Genomic DNA, 19,473 nt, shown 5'->3' with positions numbered 1-19,473 from the left:
CGCCGGCGCGCGTCGCCACAGAGGAATCGACGATGGATCTCGGCATCGCAGGAAAGACCGCGCTCGTATGCGCGGCGAGCAAGGGGCTCGGGCGCGGCTGCGCGGAAGCGCTGGCCGCCGAGGGCGTGAATCTCGTGATCGTCGCGCGCACGCGCGACACGCTCGACGCCACCGCCGACGCGATCCGCGCGGCGTCGGGCGTATCGGTCACGGCGGTCGCGTGCGACATCACGACGCCCGACGGGCGGGCGGCCGCGCTCGCCGCATGCCCGCAGCCGGACATTCTCGTGACGAATGCGGGCGGCCCGCCGCCGGGCGACTTCCGCGACTTCTCGCACGACGACTGGATCCGCGCGCTCGAGTCGAACATGCTGACGCCGATCGAGCTGATCCGCGCGACCGTCGACGGGATGATCGCGCGCGGCTTCGGCCGGATCGTCAACATCACGAGCTCGGCCGTGAAGGCGCCGATCGACGTGCTCGCGCTGTCGAACGGCGCGCGCTCGGGGCTGACCGGCTTCGTCGCGGGGCTGTCGCGCAAGGTGGCGGGGCAGGGCGTGACGATCAACAACCTGCTGCCGGGGCTGTTCGACACCGACCGGATCGCGACGACGCTCGCCGCGTCGGCGAAGGCGCAGGGCGTGACGGTCGACGAGATGCGCGCGCGGCGCGCGAAGGACATCCCGGCCGGCCGCCTCGGCACGCGCGACGAATTCGGCGCGGCCTGCGCGTTCCTGTGCAGCGTGCATGCCGGCTATATCACCGGGCAGAACTGGCTGCTCGACGGCGGCGCGTATCCGGGCACGTTCTGACGCGCGCCGCCCCATTTACGACAACCCCTGCAGAACGAAGGAACCGGAGATGAGCAAACCCCGTATCGCACTGATTGCGCACGACGCGAAGAAGGACGAGATCGTCGCGCTCGCGGGCCAATACCGCGCGACGCTCGCGCAATGCCGGCTGGTCGGGACGGGCACGACGGGCGGCCGTATCGCGGCCGCGCACGGGCTGGAGGTCGAGCGCAAGCTGTCCGGGCCGCTCGGCGGCGACCTGCAGATCGGCGCCGAGCTGGCCGAAGGCCGCGTCGACATCGTCGTGTTCCTGCGCGACCCGATGACCGCGCAGCCGCACGACCCCGACATCACCGCGCTCGTGCGCGCCTGCGACGTGCACGACGTGCCGGTCGCGACCAACGTGGCGACCGCCCGGATGCTGCTCGACGATCTGGCGCGGAACATGCAGGACGTTTGTTAGGTGTTGGCCTGACCCGATTGCCCCTGCTGGCGGCAGGGCCATGCACGGTTGGCCGCCACGCGCGAGAATCGTGCGTCGCGACGCGCGTGCGCCGCCGGTTCCCGCATCCATCGGCCGGCCCGCGTATCGGCGACCCGAATTTTCCCTGACCGATCGAGAGACGAGGAGCGAAACGATGCCGAAAGCAATCCGATACGACCAGCCGGGCGGCCCGGACGTAATGAAGTGGGTCGATGTCGAGGTCGGCGCACCGAAGGCGGGCGAGGTCCGCATCCGGCAGCATGCGGTCGGGCTCAACTACATCGACGTGTACTTCCGCACGGGCCTTTATCCGCAGCCGCTGCCCGCCGGCCTCGGGATGGAGGCAGCGGGCGAGGTGACGGCCGTCGGCGACGGCGTGACCGCGCTGAAGGTCGGCGATCGCGTCGCGTATGTCACGCCGCCGCCGGGCGCGTATGCGCAGGAGCGCGTGCTGGCGGCCGAGCGCCTCGTGAAGCTGCCCGACGGCATCAGCTACGACGACGCGGCGTCGGTGATGCTGCAGGGCCTGACCGCGCACTACCTGCTGCGCCGCACGTATCCGGTAAAGGCCGGCGACACGATCCTGATCCACGCGGCGGCCGGCGGCGTCGGCCTGCTCGTGTGCCAGTGGGCGAAGGCGCTCGGCGCGACCGTGATCGGGACGGTCGGCTCCGACGAGAAGGCCGCGCTCGCGAAGGCGCACGGTTGCGATCACGCGATCGTCTATACGCGCGAGAACTTCACGCAGCGCGTGAAGGAGATCACGAACGGCGCGGGCGTGCCGGTCGTCTACGATTCGATCGGCAAGGACACGTATATCGGTTCGCTCGACTGCCTCGCGCCGCTTGGGTTTTTCGTCAGCTTCGGCAACGCGTCGGGCCCGCTGCCGCCGATCGACTCGAAGGAATTCTCGTCGCGCGGCTCGCTGTTCTTCACGCGGCCGACGCTGTTCTCGTACATCGCGAAGCGAGCCGATCTCGAAGCAGCGGCCGCCGAACTGTTCGACGTGATCCTGTCGGGCAAGGTGAAGACGAGCATCAACCAGCGCTATCCGCTCGCGGAAGTCGGCCGCGCGCATGAAGATCTCGAAGCGCGCAAGACCACCGGCTCGACGATCCTCGTTCCCTGACCCCTCCCTTCGTGCCGGCGCCACGCCGGCACGCGCCCTTGCGGGCGGCGCCGCGGCGCCGCCCGTCCCGCCGCCCATCTCCCCGCAGTCCTCCTCGATTCGCGCGTTTACACGTTTTTTATATCCGCCCCGATACCTTTGACCCGTCCTTTACGTGCGTTCCCATAAGGTTCTAGTCGTCTGATTTCGCTGACGGAGAACACAAAAATGGATGGGGTATTTATCGGCGCTCTGGTGCTCTTCACCGCGCTGATCCTCGGTTTGATTGCCGGTTGCGACAAGCTCGTGCAATACGGTCGCGGGGGGCGGGCATGACCTGGATGCTTTGGCTGGCGGGCGCATCGGCGGCCCTGCTGTTCGCGTATCTCGTCTTTGCGCTGCTGCGCGCGGAGGACATCGAATGAACGCGAACAACCTGTTTCAGACGGTGCTGTTCGTCGTCGTGCTGCTGGCGGCGGCCGTGCCGGTCGCGCGCTACCTGACGGGCGTGATGGACGGCAGCTCGCGTGTCGTGCGCGTGTTCGGGCCGCTCGAACGCGTGCTGTACCGCATCGCCGGCGTCGACGCCGGCAGCGAGATGAACTGGAAGCAGTACGCGATCGCGACGATCGCGTTCAACGCGCTCGGTGCGCTGTTCCTCTACGGCCTGCTGCGCCTGCAGGGCTTCCTGCCGGGCAACCCGCAGCAGTTCGGCGCGATGACGGTCGACGGCGCGTTCAACACGGCCGTCAGCTTCGTCACCAACACGAACTGGCAGGACTACACGCCCGAGCAGACCATCAGCTACCTGGCGCAGATGCTCGGCCTGACCGTGCAGAACTTCCTGTCGGCCGCGACCGGCATCGTCGTCGTGATCGCGCTGATCCGCGGCTTCGCGCGCCACACCGCGCAGACCATCGGCAACTTCTGGGTCGATGTCACGCGCGTCACGCTGTACGTGCTGCTGCCGATGGCCGCGATCGTCGCCGCGCTGCTGATGAGCCAGGGCGTGATCCAGAACATGAAGGCGTACCAGGACGTGCCGGTGCTGCAGGCGAGCACCTACGCGGCGCCGAAGCTCGATGCGCAGGGCAACCCGGTCAAGGACGACAAGGGCAACCCGGTCACGGTGCCGACGCCGCTCACGAAGCAGACGCTCGCGATGGGCCCGGTCGCGTCGCAGGAAGCGATCAAGATGCTCGGCACCAACGGCGGCGGCTTCTTCAACGCGAACTCCTCGCACCCGTACGAGAACCCGACGCCGTTCGCGAACTTCCTGCAGATCTTCTCGATCCTGATCATCCCGGCTGCGCTGTGTCTCGTGTTCGGCCGCGTGATCGGCGATCGCCGGCAGGGCATCGCCGTGCTCGCGGCGATGACGGTTGCGTTCGTGATCGCGATCGGCGTCGAGGTGAGCGCCGAGCAGGCCGGCAACCCGACACTCGCGGCGCTGCGCCCCGAAGGAAGTCCCCTTGGGGGACACGTCGACCAGTCGGCGAGCGCGCTGCAGCCGGGCGGCAACATGGAAGGCAAGGAAACGCGCTTCGGGATCGCGCAGACCGGCATCTTCACGGTCGCGACGACGGCCGCGTCGTGCGGCGCGGTCGACACGATGCACGATTCGCTGACGCCGCTCGGCGGTCTCGTGCCGATGCTGCTGATGCAGCTCGGCGAAGTGGTCTACGGCGGGGTCGGTTCGGGCCTCTACGGGATGCTCGTGTTCGCGCTGCTCGCGGTGTTCGTCGCCGGCCTGATGATCGGCCGCACGCCGGAATACGTCGGCAAGAAGATCGAGGCGTACGAGATGAAGATGGTGTCGATCGTCGTGCTGCTCACGCCGCTGCTCGTGCTGGTCGGCACGTCGATCGCGGTGCTGGCCGACGCGGGCAAGGCCGGCATCGCGAACCCGGGGCCGCACGGCTTCTCGGAAATCCTGTACGCGTTCAGTTCGGCCGCGAACAACAACGGCAGCGCGTTCGCGGGGCTGACGGTCGGCACACCGTTCTACAACTGGATGACCGCGATCGCGATGTGGTTCGGCCGCTTCGGCACGATCGTGCCGGTGCTGGCGATCGCCGGCTCGCTCGCCGCGAAGAAGCGCATCGCCGTGACGAGCGGCACGCTGCCGACCCACGGCCCGCTGTTCGTCGTGCTGCTGCTCGGCACCGTGCTGCTGGTCGGCGCGCTGACCTACGTGCCGGCGCTTGCGCTCGGCCCTGGCGTCGAGCACCTGATGATGTGGCTGGGCGCGTGATGCGCGCCCGCATGGTCACGCATTGAAAAGACTGAAAAGATTGAAGAGATCGCAATGACTCAACATTCCGCAACACGGTCCATGTTCGATCCGACGCTGCTACGTCCGGCGATCGTGGACTCGTTCAAGAAACTCACGCCGCGCACGCAGTTCCGCAACCCGGTGATGTTCTGCGTGTACGTCGGCAGCATCCTGACCACGATCCTGTGGATCGCGGCGCTCGTCGGCCAGGCCGAGGCGCCCGCGGGCTTCATCCTCGCGATCGCGCTTTGGCTGTGGTTCACCGTGCTGTTCGCCAACTTCGCGGAAGCGCTCGCCGAAGGGCGCTCGAAGGCGCAGGCCGCATCGCTGCGCAGCGCGAAGAAGGACGTGATGGCGAAGAAGCTCAACGAGCCGCATCCGAAATCGCCGATCCGCATCATGACCGCATCCGACCTGCGCAAGGGCGACGTCGTGCTCGTCGAGACCGGCGACGTGATCCCGGCCGACGGCGAAGTCGTCGACGGCGTCGCGTCCGTCGACGAATCGGCGATCACCGGTGAATCCGCGCCGGTGATCCGCGAATCGGGCGGCGACTTCTCGTCGGTGACGGGCGGCACGCGCGTGCTGTCCGACTGGATCGTCGTGAAGGTCACCGCGAACCCGGGCGAGGCGTTCCTCGACCGGATGATCGCGATGGTCGAAGGCGCGAAGCGCAAGAAGACGCCGAACGAGATCGCGCTGACGATCCTGCTCGTCGCGCTGACGATCGTGATGCTGCTCGCGACCGCGACGCTGCTGCCGTTCTCGACGTTCGCGGTCGACGCGATGAAGGCCGGCCACGTGGTGACGATCACCGTGCTGGTCGCGCTGCTCGTGTGCCTGATCCCGACGACGATCGGCGGGCTCTTGTCCGCGATCGGCGTGGCCGGGATGAGCCGGATGATGCAGGCGAACGTGATCGCCACGTCGGGCCGCGCGGTGGAAGCGGCCGGCGACGTCGACGTGCTGCTGCTCGACAAGACCGGCACGATCACGCTCGGCAACCGTCAGGCGTCGACGTTCGTGCCCGCGCCGGGCGTGACCGAGGAAGCGCTGGCCGATGCCGCGCAACTGTCGTCGCTCGCCGACGAAACGCCGGAGGGCCGCAGCATCGTCGTGCTCGCGAAGGAGCGCTTCAACATTCGCCAGCGCGACATGGCGCAACTGCATGCGACGTTCCTCGGCTTCTCCGCGCAGACGCGGATGAGCGGCGTCGATCTTTCCCCCGAGGGGACTTCCTCCGGGGCGCCCGGCCGCGAGATCCGCAAGGGCGCGGCCGACGCGATCCGCCGCTACGTCGAGGCGCACGGCAGCCGCTTCCCGGAAGAAGTGCGCCGCGCGGTCGACGAGGTCGCGCGCCGCGGCAGCACGCCGCTCGTGGTAGCCGACCTGCATGAAGGCGCGGCGCGCGTGCTCGGCGTGATCGAGCTGAAGGACATCGTGAAGGGCGGCATCAAGGAGCGCTTCGCGGAACTGCGCAAGATGGGCATCAAGACCGTGATGGTGACGGGCGACAACCGGCTGACGGCCGCGGCGATCGCGGCGGAAGCGGGGGTCGACGACTTCCTCGCGGAAGCGACGCCGGAAACCAAGCTCGCGACGATCCGCGAGCACCAGGCGGCGGGCCGGCTCGTCGCGATGACGGGCGACGGCACCAACGATGCGCCGGCGCTCGCGCAGGCCGACGTGGCGGTTGCAATGAACACGGGCACGCAGGCGGCGAAGGAAGCGGGCAACATGGTCGATCTCGACTCGAACCCGACCAAGCTGATCGAGATCGTCGAGATCGGCAAGCAGATGCTGATGACGCGCGGCTCGCTGACGACGTTCTCGATTGCGAACGACATCGCGAAGTACTTCGCGATCATTCCGGCCGCGTTCGTGACCACCTATCCGCAACTGAAGGTGCTCGACATCATGCACCTGACGTCGCCGGCGTCGGCGATCCTGTCGGCGGTGATCTTCAACGCACTGATCATCGTCGCGCTGATCCCGCTCGCGCTGAAGGGTGTCGCGTACCGGCCGCTCGGCGCCGCGTCGCTGCTGCGCCGCAACCTGCTGGTGTACGGCCTCGGCGGCGTGCTGCTGCCGTTCCCGTTCATCAAGCTGATCGACATGACGCTCGCCGCGCTCGGCTGGGCCTGAGGTCTTGAAGGAACCATCATGAAAACGTTGATTCGTCCGCTCGTCGTGCTCTTTGTCGTACTGACCGCCGTGACGGGGCTCGCTTACCCGGCCGTGATGACCGTGTTCGGCCAGGCCGTATTCCCGTCGCAGGCGAACGGCAGCCTGATCGAGAAGGACGGCAAGGCGGTCGGCTCCGCGCTGATCGGCCAGCAGTTCGATGCGCCGAAGTACTTCTGGGGCCGGCTGTCGGCCACGTCGCCGATGCCGTACAACGCGACCGGCTCCGGCGGCTCGAACCTCGGCCCGCTGAACCCGTCGCTCGCCGACCAGGTGAAGGGGCGCGTCGCCGCACTGCGCGACGCGGGCACCGACATCTCGAAGCCCGTGCCGGTCGATCTGGTGACCGCATCGGCGAGCGGCCTCGATCCGGAGATCACGCCGGCCGCCGCCGCGTATCAGGTCGAGCGCGTTGCGAAGGTGCGCAACCTGACGCCGGACGCGGTCGCGCAGCTCGTCGCCGCGAATACGACGGGCCGCCAGTTCGGGGTGCTCGGCGAGCCGCGCGTGAACGTGCTGAAGCTGAACCTCGCGCTCGACGCGGCGCAGGCCGCGCACTGAGCATGCGTCCGGGCTCCCGGGGCGACAGCCGGCGTGCGGCGCGGCCCGATCCGCGCCCGCAGCGCCTTTTCCCGACGGCGCGTGCGCCGTCTTTGCCTTTTGCGGCGATTTGGAACCACAATGCTCGTACTCGCGCGCATCCGGGCGCTCCGCCTTCCTGACGCATGAACCGTCCCGATCCCGACCAACTCCTCGACAAGCTGCAGCGAGACGAAGAAAAGCAGCGGCGCGGCCAGCTCAAGATCTTCTTCGGCGCATCCGCCGGCGTCGGCAAGACCTACGCGATGCTGCAGGCCGCGCGCCAGCGCCTGCAGGAAGGCGTCGACGTCGTCGTCGGCATCGTCGAGACCCACGGCCGCAGCGAAACCGCCGCGCTGCTCGACGGCCTCGACGTGCTGCCGCTCGCGCGCATCGACTATCGCGGCCGCACGCTCGCCGAATTCGATCTCGATGCCGCGCTCGCGCGCCAGCCGCAACTGATCCTCGTCGACGAGCTCGCGCATTCGAACGTGCAGGGCGCACGGCACCTGAAGCGCTGGCAGGACGTCTACGAACTGCTCGACGCGGGCATCGACGTGTATACGACCGTCAATGTCCAGCACCTCGAAAGCCTGAACGACGTGGTCGGCGCGATCACCGGCATCCGCGTGTGGGAGACCGTGCCCGACCGCGTGTTCGACGCGGCCGACGAGGTCACGCTCGTCGACCTGCCGGCCGAGGAACTGCTCGAGCGGATGCGCGACGGCAAGGTCTATCTCGCGCAGCAGGCCGAGCGCGCGGTGCGCAACTTCTTCCGCAAGGGCAACCTGATCGCGCTGCGCGAACTGGCGCTGCGGCGCACGGCCGATCGCGTCGACGCGCAGATGCGCGAATACCGCGCCGACCGTTCGATCCAGCGCATCTGGCAGGCGCGCGAGCGCTTGCTCGTGTGCGTTGGCCCGGGCGCGGAAGCGCCGACGCTCGTGCGCGCGGCTGCGCGGCTCGCCGCGAGCCTGAAGGCCGACTGGATTGCCGTATATGTGGAGACGCCGCGCCTGCAGCGGCTGCCCGACGCGCAGCGGCAGCGCACGCTCGACGCGTTGAAGCTCGCGGCCGAGCTCGGCGCGGAGACGGCCACGCTCGCCGGTGGCGATGCGGTCGCCGCGCTGATCGGCTATGCGAAGGTGCGCAACGTGTCGAAGATCGTCGCGGGCGGCTCGCCGAAGGTCGGGCTCGTGCGCCGCTTCGCGCGGCCGTTCGGCGAGCAGCTCGCCGAACGCGCGGGCGACGTCGACCTGATGCTGATCCGCGCGTCCGCGAGCGACGAGGCGCGGGCCGCGCCGCTCGACCCGCGTGCACGCGACTGGCGCGATGCGTTCGCGCAGTTCGGCACGCACCGTTCGCCGCCACGGCACTACCTGTACGCGGCCGCGATCTGCGCGGCGATCACGGTCGTCGCGAGCCTCGTGTCCGAGCGGCTCGACCTCACGAACCTCGTGATGCTGTACCTGCTCGGCGTCGTGTTCTCGGCCGTGCGGCTCGGGCGCGGCCCGGGCGTGCTGCAGTCGTTCCTGTCGGTGGCCGCGTTCGATTACTTCTTCGTGCCGCCCCGCATGTCGTTCTCGGTCAGCGATACGCAGTACCTGCTGACCTTCTTCGGGATGCTGCTGACGTCGCTCGTGATCAGCCACCTGACGTCGACGCTGACGCGCCAGGCGAGCGTCGCGCAGCGCCGCGAGCGCCGCACCGGCGCGATCTACGCGATGGCGCGCGAGCTGGGCGCGGCGCTGACGACCGAGCAGATCGTCGAGATCGGCAGCCGCCACGTAGGCGAGGTGTTCCGCGCGCGCGTCGCGTTCCTGCTGCCCGACAGCGCGGACAAGGTGCGGCAGAAGATCGAGGAACCCGACGCGGCCGTCACACTGACGGGCGCCGATCTCGACAGCGACGTCGGCCAGTGGGTGTACGACCAGCAGAAGCCGGCCGGCCGCGGCACCGACACGTTGCCGGCGACGGCCGCGCTGTACCTGCCGCTGAAGGCGCCGATGCGCACGCGCGGCGTGCTCGCGGTCGCGTCGCGCGAGCCGCGCGAACTCGAGGTGCCCGAGCAGCAGCGGATGCTCGACGCATTCGCCGCGCAGATCGCGCTCGCGCTCGAGCGCGTGCACTACGTCGAGATCGCGCGCGACGCGCTCGTCAACATGGAGTCCGAGCGGCTGCGCAACTCGCTGCTGTCGGCGATCTCGCACGACCTGCGCACGCCGCTCACGACGATCGTCGGCTTCTCGTCGATGCTCGCGAACGGGCGCTCGGCCGCGCAGGGCGGCGACGCCGTGGCGGCCGAGCGATTCGCGCAGCGCGAGGGCGAACTCGTCGACGCGATCCACGACGAGGCGCTGCGGATGACGGGCATCGTGACGAACCTGCTCGACATGGCGCGGCTGCAGGCCGGCAGCCTGCAGCTCAAGCGCCAGTGGTCGCTGCTCGAGGAGACCGTCGGCGCCGCGCTCGCCGCGTGCAAGCGCGTGCTCGCGCGCCATCCCGCGCGTGTCGCGCTGCCGGCGGACCTGCCGCTGCTGCAGATGGACGCGGTGCTGATGGAGCGCCTGTTCACCAACCTGTTCGAGAACGCGGCGAAGTACACGCCGCCCGACACGCCGATCGACATCGGCGCGGAGCGCGTGACCGACGACGGGCTGCCGTTCGTGCGCGTGCACGTCGACGATCACGGCCCGGGCCTGCCGGCCGGCATGGAAACGCGGATCTTCGACAAGTTCACGCGCGGCGAGAAGGAATCGGCGACGCCGGGCATCGGGCTCGGCCTCGCGATCTGCCGCGCGATCGTCGAGGCGCACGGCGGTAAAATCGGCGCGCTCAACCGCACCGCGCCCGACGGCCACGTGACGGGCGCGCGCTTCTGGTTCACGCTGCCGGTCGAGACGCCGCCTGCCGCGCCTGCCGTGCCCGACGACGAATCCGACGCGCCGGGCGCATCGTCCCCATCCGAGTCATTGCCAGACCATGAGTGAACCCAGCCTGACCGTCGTCCTGATCGAGGACGAAAAGCAGATCCGCCGTTTCGTGCGCGCCGCGCTCGAAGAGGAGGACATCGCGGTATTCGAGGCCGAGACGGGCAAGCAGGGGCTGATCGACGCGGCGACGCGCAAGCCCGATCTCGTGATCGTCGACCTCGGTTTGCCCGATACCGACGGCCTCGACGTGATCCGCGAGCTGCGCGGCTGGTCCGAGGTGCCGGTGATCGTGCTGTCCGCGCGCACGCAGGAAGAAGAGAAGGTTGCGGCGCTCGACGCGGGCGCCGACGATTACCTGACCAAGCCGTTCGGCGTGTCCGAACTGCGCGCGCGGATCCGTGCGCAACTGCGCCGGCGCAACCAGGGCGGCGCGAACGAGTCGCCGAAGGTAAGCTTCGGCCCCGTGACCGTCGATCTCGCACTGCGCCAGGTGTGGCGCGATAACGAGATCGTGCACCTGACGCCGCTTGAATACCGGCTGCTCGCGACGCTCGTGCGGCACGCGGGGCGCGTGCTCACGCACCGCCAGTTGCTGCGCGACGTGTGGGGGCCGTCACACATCGAAAGCCATCACTACCTGCGCATCTACATGGCGCACCTGCGCCAGAAGCTCGAGCGCGACCCGGCGCAGCCCGAGTACATCGTTACCGAGACGGGGGTCGGCTATCGGCTCGTCGGCGCCGCGTGACAGGCAACGCCCGGCGGCGGCGCACGCGGGCGTGACGCCGCGTGCCGGCAGGGTTGCGCCGACGCGACAGTCGCGCGGCCGATGCCGGCCTTGCACACCGGCCGCGCATTCCCCGTTATGCTGACCGTTCCGAGAACAACACGAGGAGCGTGCAATGTCCGTCCGTCTGACCGTCATCTGTGCGCTGGCGCTTGCTGCGCCCGGCGCGTTCGCCCAACCTCTGCCGCCGGGGCAACAGCCGCCCGCGCAGGCGGCGCTGGCCAATCCCGCGTCGGTCAACTGCGAGAAGCTCGGCGGTCGCCACGTGATCCGCAGCCTGCCGAGCGGGCAGGTCGGGATGTGCATGTTCAAGGATGGCCGCGTGTGCGAGGAGTGGGCGCTGTACCGCGACGACCGCTGCGTCGGCGGCGCCGCAGCGAAGCGCGTGTCGAACTGATCGGGCCCCGGATCGGCAACTGGCCGCGCGCCGCATCCGGCGAGTCCGTAAGCATCTTGTTATACTCGGCGCCGCCCGGGGACGACCCCGGGTCATTCGCCTCAACGGGGACGGCCCCATCCGATACGGAGTACGTCGAGATGGCGTGGGTATTGTTGTTGATCGCCGGTTTGCTGGAGGTGGCCTGGGCGGCCGGCATGAAATCGTCGGACGGCTTCACGAAGCTCGGTCCGTCGGTGTTTACGATCGTGACGGCGCTGGCCAGCTTCGGGCTGCTCGCGGTCGCGATGCGCCAGTTGCCGCTCGGCACCGCATACGCGGTATGGACGGGCATCGGCGCGGTCGGCGCGTTCGTGTTCGGCATCGTGATGATGGGCGAGGCGCTGAGCGTCGCGCGCGTCGCGAGCGCAGCGCTGATCGTCGCGGGGCTGATCGGCCTCAAGCTGTCGTCGGCCGCCTGACGTCGGCACCCGGGCGCGCGTGCGCCCGGGTGCCGCACCGCGGAATTGCGCCGACCGCCCGGATAGGCTGTCTATAATGGAACGCATTCGGGCCTGAATTCCGTTGCGCCGTTCGCGGCACGCGGTGCCGGTCGCCACGCGCCGCGCGGCCGGTCTGGCCGACCCGATCCGATCAATCGGCAAAGCGCACGGAAAGTGCAAGGAGAGGGCCATGATCGAAGCCATTTCGCTCGGCGCGGGGCTCGCGTGGGCGAGCGGCCTGCGCCTGTACCTGACGGTGCTGATCGCCGGCATGCTGGCGCGGGTCGGCTGGCTCCATCTGCCCGACACGCTTGCCGTCCTGATGTCGCCGTGGGTCATCGGCGCCGCGGCCGTGCTCACCGTCACCGAATTCCTTGCCGACAAGATTCCCGCGTTCGACTCGCTGTGGGATGCCGTGCACACCTTTATCCGCATCCCGGCCGGCGCCGTGCTCGCGGCCGGCGCGCTCGGCCATGCCGATCCGACCGTGCTGGCGGTCGCGGGGCTCGCCGGCGGCTCGCTGGCCGGCGCCGCGCACGTCGCGAAGGCCGGCACGCGCGCGCTGATCAACCTGTCCCCCGAACCGCTTTCGAACTGGGTCGCGTCGTCGACCGAGGACGGCCTCGTGGTCGGCGGGCTCGCGCTCGCGTTCTTCGTCCCGCTCGCGTTTCTCGTGCTGCTCGCCGCCTTCATCGCGGCTTCGGCCTGGGCGCTGCCGCGTCTGTGGCGCGGCGTGTCGGGCGGCTTTCGCGGGATGGCGAACCACATGGTGTCGCGGCTCAACTCGATCGGGGGTAAGCGCGATTGAATGGGCGGCAACATGCGGCGCAGCCGCCGGCCGGGCAACCCGGCCGTGACGTGTCCGCGCATGCCGGCCGCTTCGGCCTGCGCGACCTGATTCGCCAGGCTGCACGGATGACCGCGCGCGACTGGCGCGCGGGCGAGTTGACGCTGCTCGTGCTCGCGCTGGTGCTCGCGGTCGCGGCGCTGACGAGCGTCGGCTTTCTCGCCGACCGGCTGCGCCAGGGGCTCGAGCGCGACGCGCGCCAGATGCTCGGCGCCGATTTCGTCGTGCGCGCCGACCGTCCCGTCGATCCGTCGTTCGACCGGCAGGCCCGCGCGCTCGGCCTGCGTACCGCGACGACCGCGATCTTCCCGAGCATGATCGCGTCTGCCGCGGGCGGGCAGGCGACCGACGCGGCACCCTCGCGCCTTGCGGCCGTGAAGGCCGTGTCGCCCGGGTATCCGCTGCGCGGCGCGGTCGAGATCTTGCCTGCAGGCGCCGGCGCTGCGCACAAGGCGGCCGAGATTCCAGCGCCCGGCACCGTGTGGGCCGATCCCGCGCTGCTCGACGCGCTGCACCTGAAGGCGGGCGATGCGGTGCGCGTCGGGCTGCGCACGTTTACGGTCGCCGCGTCGATCTCCCGCGAACTCGATCGCGGCTTTTCGTTCGTCAATTTTTCGCCGCGGCTGATGATGCGCGCGGACGAGCTCGCCGCGACGGGGCTCACGGGCTACGGCAGCCGCGTCACGTACCGGCTGCTGGTAGCCGGCGACGCCCAGGCCGTCGAGCGCTTCGAAGCGTATGCGCACGCGCGCGTCGACGGCGGGAAGCTGCGCGGCGTCGGTCTCGAGTCGTTGCAGGAAGGCCAGCCGCAGGTACGGCAGACGCTCGATCGCGCGCGCCATTTCCTGACGCTCGTCGCACTGCTGACCGCGCTGCTCGCGGCGGTCGCGATCGCGATGGCCGCGCAGCGCTACATGCGGCGCCATCTCGACGGCTGCGCGACGATGCGCTGCCTCGGCGTGAGCCGCCGCACGCTCGGCGCGCTGTTCGCGCTCGAATTCGTCGGCATCGGGATCGTGTCGGGCGCCGCGGGCGCAGTGCTCGGCTACGGCGGTCACTGGGCGTTGCTGGCCGCGCTCGGCGGCCTGATCGAGGTCGTGCTGCCGCCGCCCACGCTGTGGCCGGCGCTGATTGGCGTGGGCGCCGCACTCGTGCTGCTGCTCGGCTTCGCGCTGCCGCCGCTCGTGCCGCTCACGCGTGTGCCGCCGGTGCGCGTGCTGCGGCGCGAGTGGGGCGATGCGTCGCACACCGCATGGGCCGCGTATGCGATCGGCGTCGTGCTGTTCGCGGGGCTGCTGATCGTGGCCGCCGGCGACCTGAAGCTCGGCCTGATCGTCGCGGGCGGCTTCGCCGGCGCGCTGGTCGGTTTCGCGCTGATCGCGCGGCTCGTGCTGTTCGCCGCCGCGCGCGCGGTGCGCAACGCGCGCGTGGCCGCGGGCGTCGGCTGGCGCTACGCGCTCGCGTCGCTGCACCGGCGCGGCACGGCCAGCGCGCTGCAGATCACCGCGCTCGCGCTCGGCCTGATGTGCCTGCTGCTGATCGCGATCACGCGCAACGACCTCGTCGCGGGCTGGCAGCAGTCGACGCCGCCCGATGCGCCGAACCAGTTCCTGATCGACATCCAGCCCGACCAGCGCGACGACGTCGCGGCCTGGCTGGCCGCGCACGGCGTGCGCGATGCGGTGCCTGCGCCGATGGTGCGCGGCCGCCTCGTCGCGATCAACGGCAAGCCGGTGAATCCGGACGCGTACCCGTCCGACGAGGCGCGCCGGCTCGTCGACCGCGAGTTCAACCTGTCGTATACGACCGAGCTGCCGTCCGACAACCGGATCGTCGAAGGCGACTGGTTCGGCACCGAGGCCACGCCGCAGATCTCGATCGAGGCCGGCCTCGCGAAGACGCTGAACGTGAAGCCGGGCGACAAGCTGCGCTTCGACGTGACGGGGCTGACGGTCGACGCGCCGATCACGAGCGTGCGCAAGCTCGACTGGGGCACGTTCCGCGTCAACTTCTTCGTGCTGATGCCGCCGCCCGTGCTGAAGGATTTCCCGGCCATCTACCTCACGAGCTTCCATTTGCCGGCATCGGACGCCGCACTGCTCGATCCGCTGATCGCGCGCTACCCGAACCTGACCGCGATCGACGTCGCGCCGATCCTCGCGCAGTTGCAGCGGATGATGCTGCAGGTGGTCGGCGCGGTGCAGTTCCTGTTCGCGTTCACGCTTGCGGCCGGTGTGCTCGTGCTATATACGGCGCTCGCCGGCTCGCGCGACGAGCGGGTGCGCGAGGCCGCGCTGCTGCGCGCGCTCGGCGCGTCGCGTGCGCAGGTCAATGCGGTGCAGCGCGCCGAATTCGTCGTGGTCGGCGCGCTGGCCGGTGCGCTGGCGTCGGCGGGCGCGATCGCGGTCGGCTGGGTGCTTGCGTCGCGCGTGTTCGACTTCCGGCTCGCCGTCGATCCGTGGCTCGTGCCGGCTGGCATCGCGGCCGGCATCGCATGCGCCGGTGCGGCCGGCTGGCTGAGCCTGCATAATGTGTTGCGGCGCCCCGCGCTGCAGTCGCTGCGCGACGCATGAGCGTCGCCGGCGGCCCCGAAGATCCCGTTTTCCGACTATCCGTATGACCGATGTGAATGACGATGCACCGTCGCAGCCGACGGCGTTCGAGCTCGTGGGCGGCGAAGCCCGTGTGCGCGAAATGGTGGACCGCTTCTACGACCTGATGGACCTCGAGCCCGAGTTCGCGCAGATTCGCGCGCTGCACCCGGCGTCGCTCGACGGTTCGCGCGACAAGCTGTTCTGGTTCCTGTGCGGCTGGCTCGGCGGCCCCGACCACTACATCAGCCGGTTCGGCCACCCGCGGCTGCGCGCGCGGCACCTGCCGTTCCCGATCGCGTCGGTCGAGCGCGACCAGTGGCTGCGCTGCATGGCCTGGGCGATGGAGGAGGTCGGCTTGCCCGAGCCGCTGCGCGAGCGGCTCATGCATTCGTTCTACGACACGGCCGACTGGATGCGCAACCGGCCCGGTTGATCGACCGGTACGCCGCTGCCCGTGCGCGGGACGATCTGCGTCTGGGCGAGCGCGCCGCGCGGCGCGACACTGATTGTTTCTCCCATCGATACGAGGCTCGCCCGATGACGACACAAGCGCTGTTTCGCGAAGACGCGTACCTCACGCAATGCGATGCGGTCGTTCAGGCCGTCGGCGACGACGGCATCCGGCTCGACCGCACCGTGTTCTATCCGCTCGGCGGCGGCCAGGCCGGCGACACCGGCACGCTGACGCTGCCCGACGGCAGCACGATCGCGATCGCCGATACGCGCAAGGCGAAGTTCGACGGCGCGACGCCCGACGACGCCGTGCACGTGCCGGTACCGGGGCAGGAGGCGCGCGTCGCCGCGCTCGCGCCCGGCACGCGCGTGGTCGCGGAGATCGACTGGCTGCGCCGCTACCGCCACATGCGCCTGCATACGGCCGCGCACCTGATGTGCGCGGTGCTGCCGTACGCGGTCGACGGCTGCAGCGTGACGGCCGACTACGTGCGGCTCGATTTCGCGACGTCCGAAGCGATCGACCGCGACGACGTCGAGCGGCGTCTCGCCGGCCTGGTCGTCGGTGCGCACCCGGTCACGACCGAATGGATCACCGACGACGAGATGGCCGGGCGGCCCGAACTCGTGCGGACGATGAGCGTGAAGCCGCCGATGGGCCTCGGCCGCGTGCGACTGCTGCGCATCGAGCATGTCGACCTGCAGCCGTGCGGTGGCACGCACGTGCGCAACACGTCGGAAATCGGCGGGCTGCGGGTCGCGAAACTGGAAAAGAAGAGCGCGCGCACACGGCGCCTCGTACTGGAGTTTGCATGACGATCGACACCGGAAACGCGGGCGCGGCGGTGCTGGATCCGCACGCGCGGGAGATTCTGGATTTCTGGTTCGGCGAGCCGGGCTCGGCCGGGTTCGGGCAGGAACGTAAGGTCTGGTTCAACGGCGGCGCGGCGTTCGACGACCTGCTGCGCACGCGCTACGGCGCGTTGCTCGACGCCGCGTGCGACGGTGCATGCGATCACTGGGCAGGCTCGCCGTCGGGGGCGCTTGCGTTGATCGTCGTGCTCGACCAGTTCTCGCGCAATATGCATCGCGGCACGCCGCGCGCGTTTGCCGCCGATCCGAAGGCGCTTGCGCTCGCGCGCCGCGTCGTCGCGGCCGGCTGGGATGCGCAGTTGCCGAGCGGGCATCACCGTGCGTTCGCGTATCTGCCGTTCGAGCACGACGAGTCGGTCGAGAGCCAGCGCGAAGCCGTGCGCCTGTGCGCGGGCATTCGCGACGAGGCAGGGTGCGAGAGCTATCACCGCTTCGCGCTGCGGCATGCGGCCGTCGTCGAGCGCTTCGGTCGTTTTCCGCACCGGAACGCGATTCTCGGGCGTGCGTCGACCGATGACGAGACGGCGTTTCTTCGCGAGCCCGGGTCGTCGTTCTGAAGATCCGGGCCGTTGCGTGACGAGGGGAGGGGGCGAGCCCGCGGATTCGCGCGGGCGCCGCGCCATCCTGCGTTACTGCAGGTGCTGTTCGGGCGTACGCACGTAGACGCGCAGCAGTTCCTCGTTGTCGCCCGGGCGCGCGCCTGTCCAGAACAGTTTCCATTCGCTGCCGGGCGCCGGATCGACGGCCCGCACGCCCTGGACGATCATCCACGTGCAGCGCGTTGTCTTCGCGTCGTTGATCGGCGTGTGCTGGATGCCGGAGAAGTAGTACAGCATCGGCGCTTCCGATTCGCCGAGCCCGTGCAGGCTCGCCATGCAGTCGCCGTCGTTCCATTCGAGCGCGAGATGCGCGTTCAGGTCGTCGAACACCGAGCGATAGCTCTTCGCGATGTCGAGCCACGGCAGCAGCAGCGTATAGATGAGCCCCCATGCGACGAGCGCGCCTGCGCCCCACGACAGCGCGCCGCGCCAGAGGCCCGTCGTGCGCAGCTTCGGCAGCAGCGACAGCCAGCCGACCGTCAGCACGAGCGCGCCGATCACGAGCGCGGGCTCGATCGGCATCGTCCAGTCGAGCGGCAGCCAGCGGCCGAGCGGCGCGAGATCCGCACGCGACACGCCCGGATTGGCCATTACCGCCCAGATCGCCCATGCGAGCGCGGCGGCCGTGCCGAACAGGATGCGGCTCAGGTAATCCCATGCGAGATGCAGCCGGCGCGGAAGGCGTTCGATCGCCTGCGCGGCGACCAGCGCGAGCGGTGCGAAGAACGGCAGGATGTAGAGCTGACGCGACGTCGCGGACACTTGCAGCACCACGAGCCCGATGCCGGCGAACAGCACGGGCAGCGCGATGCGCGGCGTGCGCCAGTCGCGCCATGCACCGCGCGCGAGCGCAACGATCGCGAGCGGTGCGACCGGGAAGCCGACGAGCAGGAAGGCGCGCAGGATAAAGAAAGGCTTGTCGTTTTCCGCGCCCAGCTCGGGGACGGAGAAACCGAAGAAGCGGCCGACGTTGTTGTCCCAGAACCACGTCATGAACAGCGTCTCGGAGCGCAGGAACAGCGCGGTCGGCCAGATGAGCGCGAACGGCGCGAACACGAGCGCGGCGACGCCGAGCGCGCGTGCGAACGAGCGGGTGCGGCAGGCCGGGTAGAGCACGAGCGTGCCCGTGAGGGTGGCCGCGAACACGAGCGGCACGAACAGCCCCTTCGTCATCAGCGCGATGCCGACGCCCGCGCCGAAGATCGGCGCGGCCCAGCGGCCCGACGGCTGGACCGGCAGCCCGTGCCGCATTTGCTGCGCGCGCGCGACGTGCTGCATCACGAGTTCGAGCAGCCCGCAGAAGCCCATCGCCGTGCCGGCGAACAGCGCGACGTCCGTCATCATGTCGTGCATGTGCTTGATCACGACGAGCGTGCCCGCGCTCAGCACGACGGGGCCGATCACGCGCAGGTCGAACCAGCTGTCTGTGCGGTTGGCTACGCGCGCCGCGCGCGCGATGAAGCCGAACGCGAGCGCGGCGAACAGCGCGCTCGCGAGCCGTGCTGCGTCGTGCAGCGGCATCACACGCTGCAGCAGCCACGCGAGGCTGGTCGCGACCCACGCGTAAAGCGGCGGCTTTTCCATGAACGGCAGGCCGGCATTGGTGGGCACGACGAAGTCGCCGGTCTCGAGCATGTGCTGGATGATGCCGAACGTGTAGGTTTCGTCCTGTTTCCACGGATCGTGGCCGAGCACGCCCGGCAGCGTATACGCGCAGACCAGTGCGGCGACGAACAGCCAGGCCCGCCAGCCGAGCAGGAGCGAGCGGTCGCGGGTGGTGCCGGTCGCGGCCGTTGCGGCCACGGCAGGCGTACCGGCGGCGTCGGGCGTCGCGGTGAGGCCGGCGTCGGCGGTCGAGCGGGTGTGCGGGGCCGGAGCGGGCACAGACGTGCGTCGCCGGCTGGGCGCTGCGGTTCCAGGCATGGAAAAGATCTCGGGTCTGGGCGAGCCGGTTCGGCGACATGGGCCGGACCGATAAGTGCCATATCAAAGCGGCGACGGACAGGCGTGGATGACGACTGTCTGAACGTCCGCTAGTAGATCATGGAATTGTTACGGACGTTTACTGATAGTGTCACGGAATTGTG

The 19,473-nt window shown here is 69.7% G+C and carries 17 protein-coding genes; 16 read left to right on the top strand and 1 reads right to left on the bottom strand.

Going from position 1 to position 19,473, the window contains the following annotated elements; genetic code table 11:
* Positions 1–32: 32 nt before the first annotated feature.
* The 16 genes from CUJ89_RS12715 to CUJ89_RS12640 all read left to right on the top strand — a co-directional run bounded on the left by CUJ89_RS12715 (position 33) and on the right by CUJ89_RS12640 (position 17,344).
* On the top strand, positions 33–812 hold the full coding sequence (locus tag CUJ89_RS12715; protein WP_114177621.1) for an SDR family oxidoreductase: 780 nt from the start codon (positions 33–35) through the stop codon (positions 810–812).
* 49 nt (positions 813–861) lie between these two features.
* Complete coding sequence (locus CUJ89_RS12710; RefSeq protein ID WP_114177620.1) at positions 862–1,254, top strand: methylglyoxal synthase; 393 nt, start codon at positions 862–864, stop codon at positions 1,252–1,254.
* Positions 1,255–1,429: 175 nt separating this feature from the next.
* The gene (locus CUJ89_RS12705) at positions 1,430–2,404 is read left to right on the top strand and encodes a quinone oxidoreductase family protein (RefSeq protein ID WP_114177619.1); all 975 of its coding nucleotides are present in this window, start codon (positions 1,430–1,432) and stop codon (positions 2,402–2,404) included.
* Positions 2,405–2,715: 311 nt separating this feature from the next.
* Positions 2,716–2,808 carry a K(+)-transporting ATPase subunit F gene (gene kdpF, locus CUJ89_RS12700; RefSeq protein ID WP_114177618.1) on the top strand — a complete coding sequence of 31 codons (93 nt, stop codon included), beginning with the start codon at positions 2,716–2,718 and terminating at the stop codon, positions 2,806–2,808.
* Positions 2,805–4,637 (top strand): potassium-transporting ATPase subunit KdpA, encoded by a 1,833-nt coding sequence (gene kdpA, locus CUJ89_RS12695; protein WP_114177617.1) that lies wholly within the window; start codon positions 2,805–2,807, stop codon positions 4,635–4,637. The genes kdpF and kdpA overlap by 4 nt, the downstream gene beginning before the upstream one ends.
* 54 nt (positions 4,638–4,691) lie before the next feature.
* Positions 4,692–6,803: a potassium-transporting ATPase subunit KdpB gene (gene kdpB / locus CUJ89_RS12690; protein ID WP_114177616.1), complete on the top strand. Its 2,112-nt coding sequence runs from the start codon at positions 4,692–4,694 to the stop codon at positions 6,801–6,803.
* An 18-nt stretch (positions 6,804–6,821) separates the two neighbouring features.
* Positions 6,822–7,403: a potassium-transporting ATPase subunit KdpC gene (kdpC, locus tag CUJ89_RS12685; protein ID WP_114177615.1), complete on the top strand. Its 582-nt coding sequence runs from the start codon at positions 6,822–6,824 to the stop codon at positions 7,401–7,403.
* 164 nt (positions 7,404–7,567) lie between these two features.
* A complete protein-coding gene (locus CUJ89_RS12680; RefSeq protein ID WP_114177614.1) occupies positions 7,568–10,411 on the top strand; it encodes a DUF4118 domain-containing protein in 2,844 nt (947 codons plus the stop codon).
* Positions 10,404–11,102 carry a two-component system response regulator KdpE gene (gene kdpE / locus CUJ89_RS12675; protein ID WP_114177613.1) on the top strand — a complete coding sequence of 233 codons (699 nt, stop codon included), beginning with the start codon at positions 10,404–10,406 and terminating at the stop codon, positions 11,100–11,102. Before CUJ89_RS12680 ends, kdpE begins: the two co-directional genes overlap by 8 nt.
* Positions 11,103–11,256: 154 nt before the next feature.
* Positions 11,257–11,538, top strand: a complete 282-nt coding sequence (locus CUJ89_RS12670; protein ID WP_114177612.1) for a DUF333 domain-containing protein — start codon at positions 11,257–11,259, stop codon at positions 11,536–11,538.
* Positions 11,539–11,678: 140 nt separating this feature from the next.
* Entirely contained in the window at positions 11,679–11,999 is a 321-nt protein-coding gene (gene sugE, locus CUJ89_RS12665) for a quaternary ammonium compound efflux SMR transporter SugE (RefSeq protein ID WP_114177611.1), read from the top strand.
* 211 nt (positions 12,000–12,210) lie between these two features.
* Entirely contained in the window at positions 12,211–12,828 is a 618-nt protein-coding gene (locus CUJ89_RS12660) for a DUF4126 domain-containing protein (RefSeq protein ID WP_114177610.1), read from the top strand.
* A gap of 107 nt (positions 12,829–12,935) precedes the next feature.
* Entirely contained in the window at positions 12,936–15,440 is a 2,505-nt protein-coding gene (locus tag CUJ89_RS12655; RefSeq protein ID WP_236654947.1) for an ABC transporter permease, read from the top strand.
* A gap of 43 nt (positions 15,441–15,483) precedes the next feature.
* Positions 15,484–15,894, top strand: coding sequence for a group II truncated hemoglobin (locus CUJ89_RS12650; protein ID WP_114177609.1), 411 nt, complete (start codon positions 15,484–15,486; stop codon positions 15,892–15,894).
* Between the two features lie 104 nt (positions 15,895–15,998).
* Entirely contained in the window at positions 15,999–16,730 is a 732-nt protein-coding gene (locus CUJ89_RS12645; protein ID WP_114177608.1) for an alanyl-tRNA editing protein, read from the top strand.
* Positions 16,727–17,344 carry a DUF924 family protein gene (locus tag CUJ89_RS12640; RefSeq protein ID WP_114177607.1) on the top strand — a complete coding sequence of 206 codons (618 nt, stop codon included), beginning with the start codon at positions 16,727–16,729 and terminating at the stop codon, positions 17,342–17,344. The genes CUJ89_RS12645 and CUJ89_RS12640 overlap by 4 nt, the downstream gene beginning before the upstream one ends.
* Before the next feature lie 72 nt (positions 17,345–17,416).
* Here CUJ89_RS12640 and CUJ89_RS12635 read toward each other — a convergent pair whose 3' ends face one another.
* Positions 17,417–19,309, bottom strand: coding sequence for an ArnT family glycosyltransferase (locus tag CUJ89_RS12635; protein WP_114177606.1), 1,893 nt, complete (start codon positions 19,307–19,309; stop codon positions 17,417–17,419).
* Positions 19,310–19,473 lie beyond the last annotated feature (164 nt).

The organism is Burkholderia pyrrocinia, from assembly GCF_003330765.1.
Taxonomy (GTDB): Bacteria; Pseudomonadota; Gammaproteobacteria; order Burkholderiales; family Burkholderiaceae; genus Burkholderia; species Burkholderia pyrrocinia_B.
Note: the sequence above shows the minus strand (reverse complement) of the source record. Positions and strands in the feature narration are given on the sequence as shown.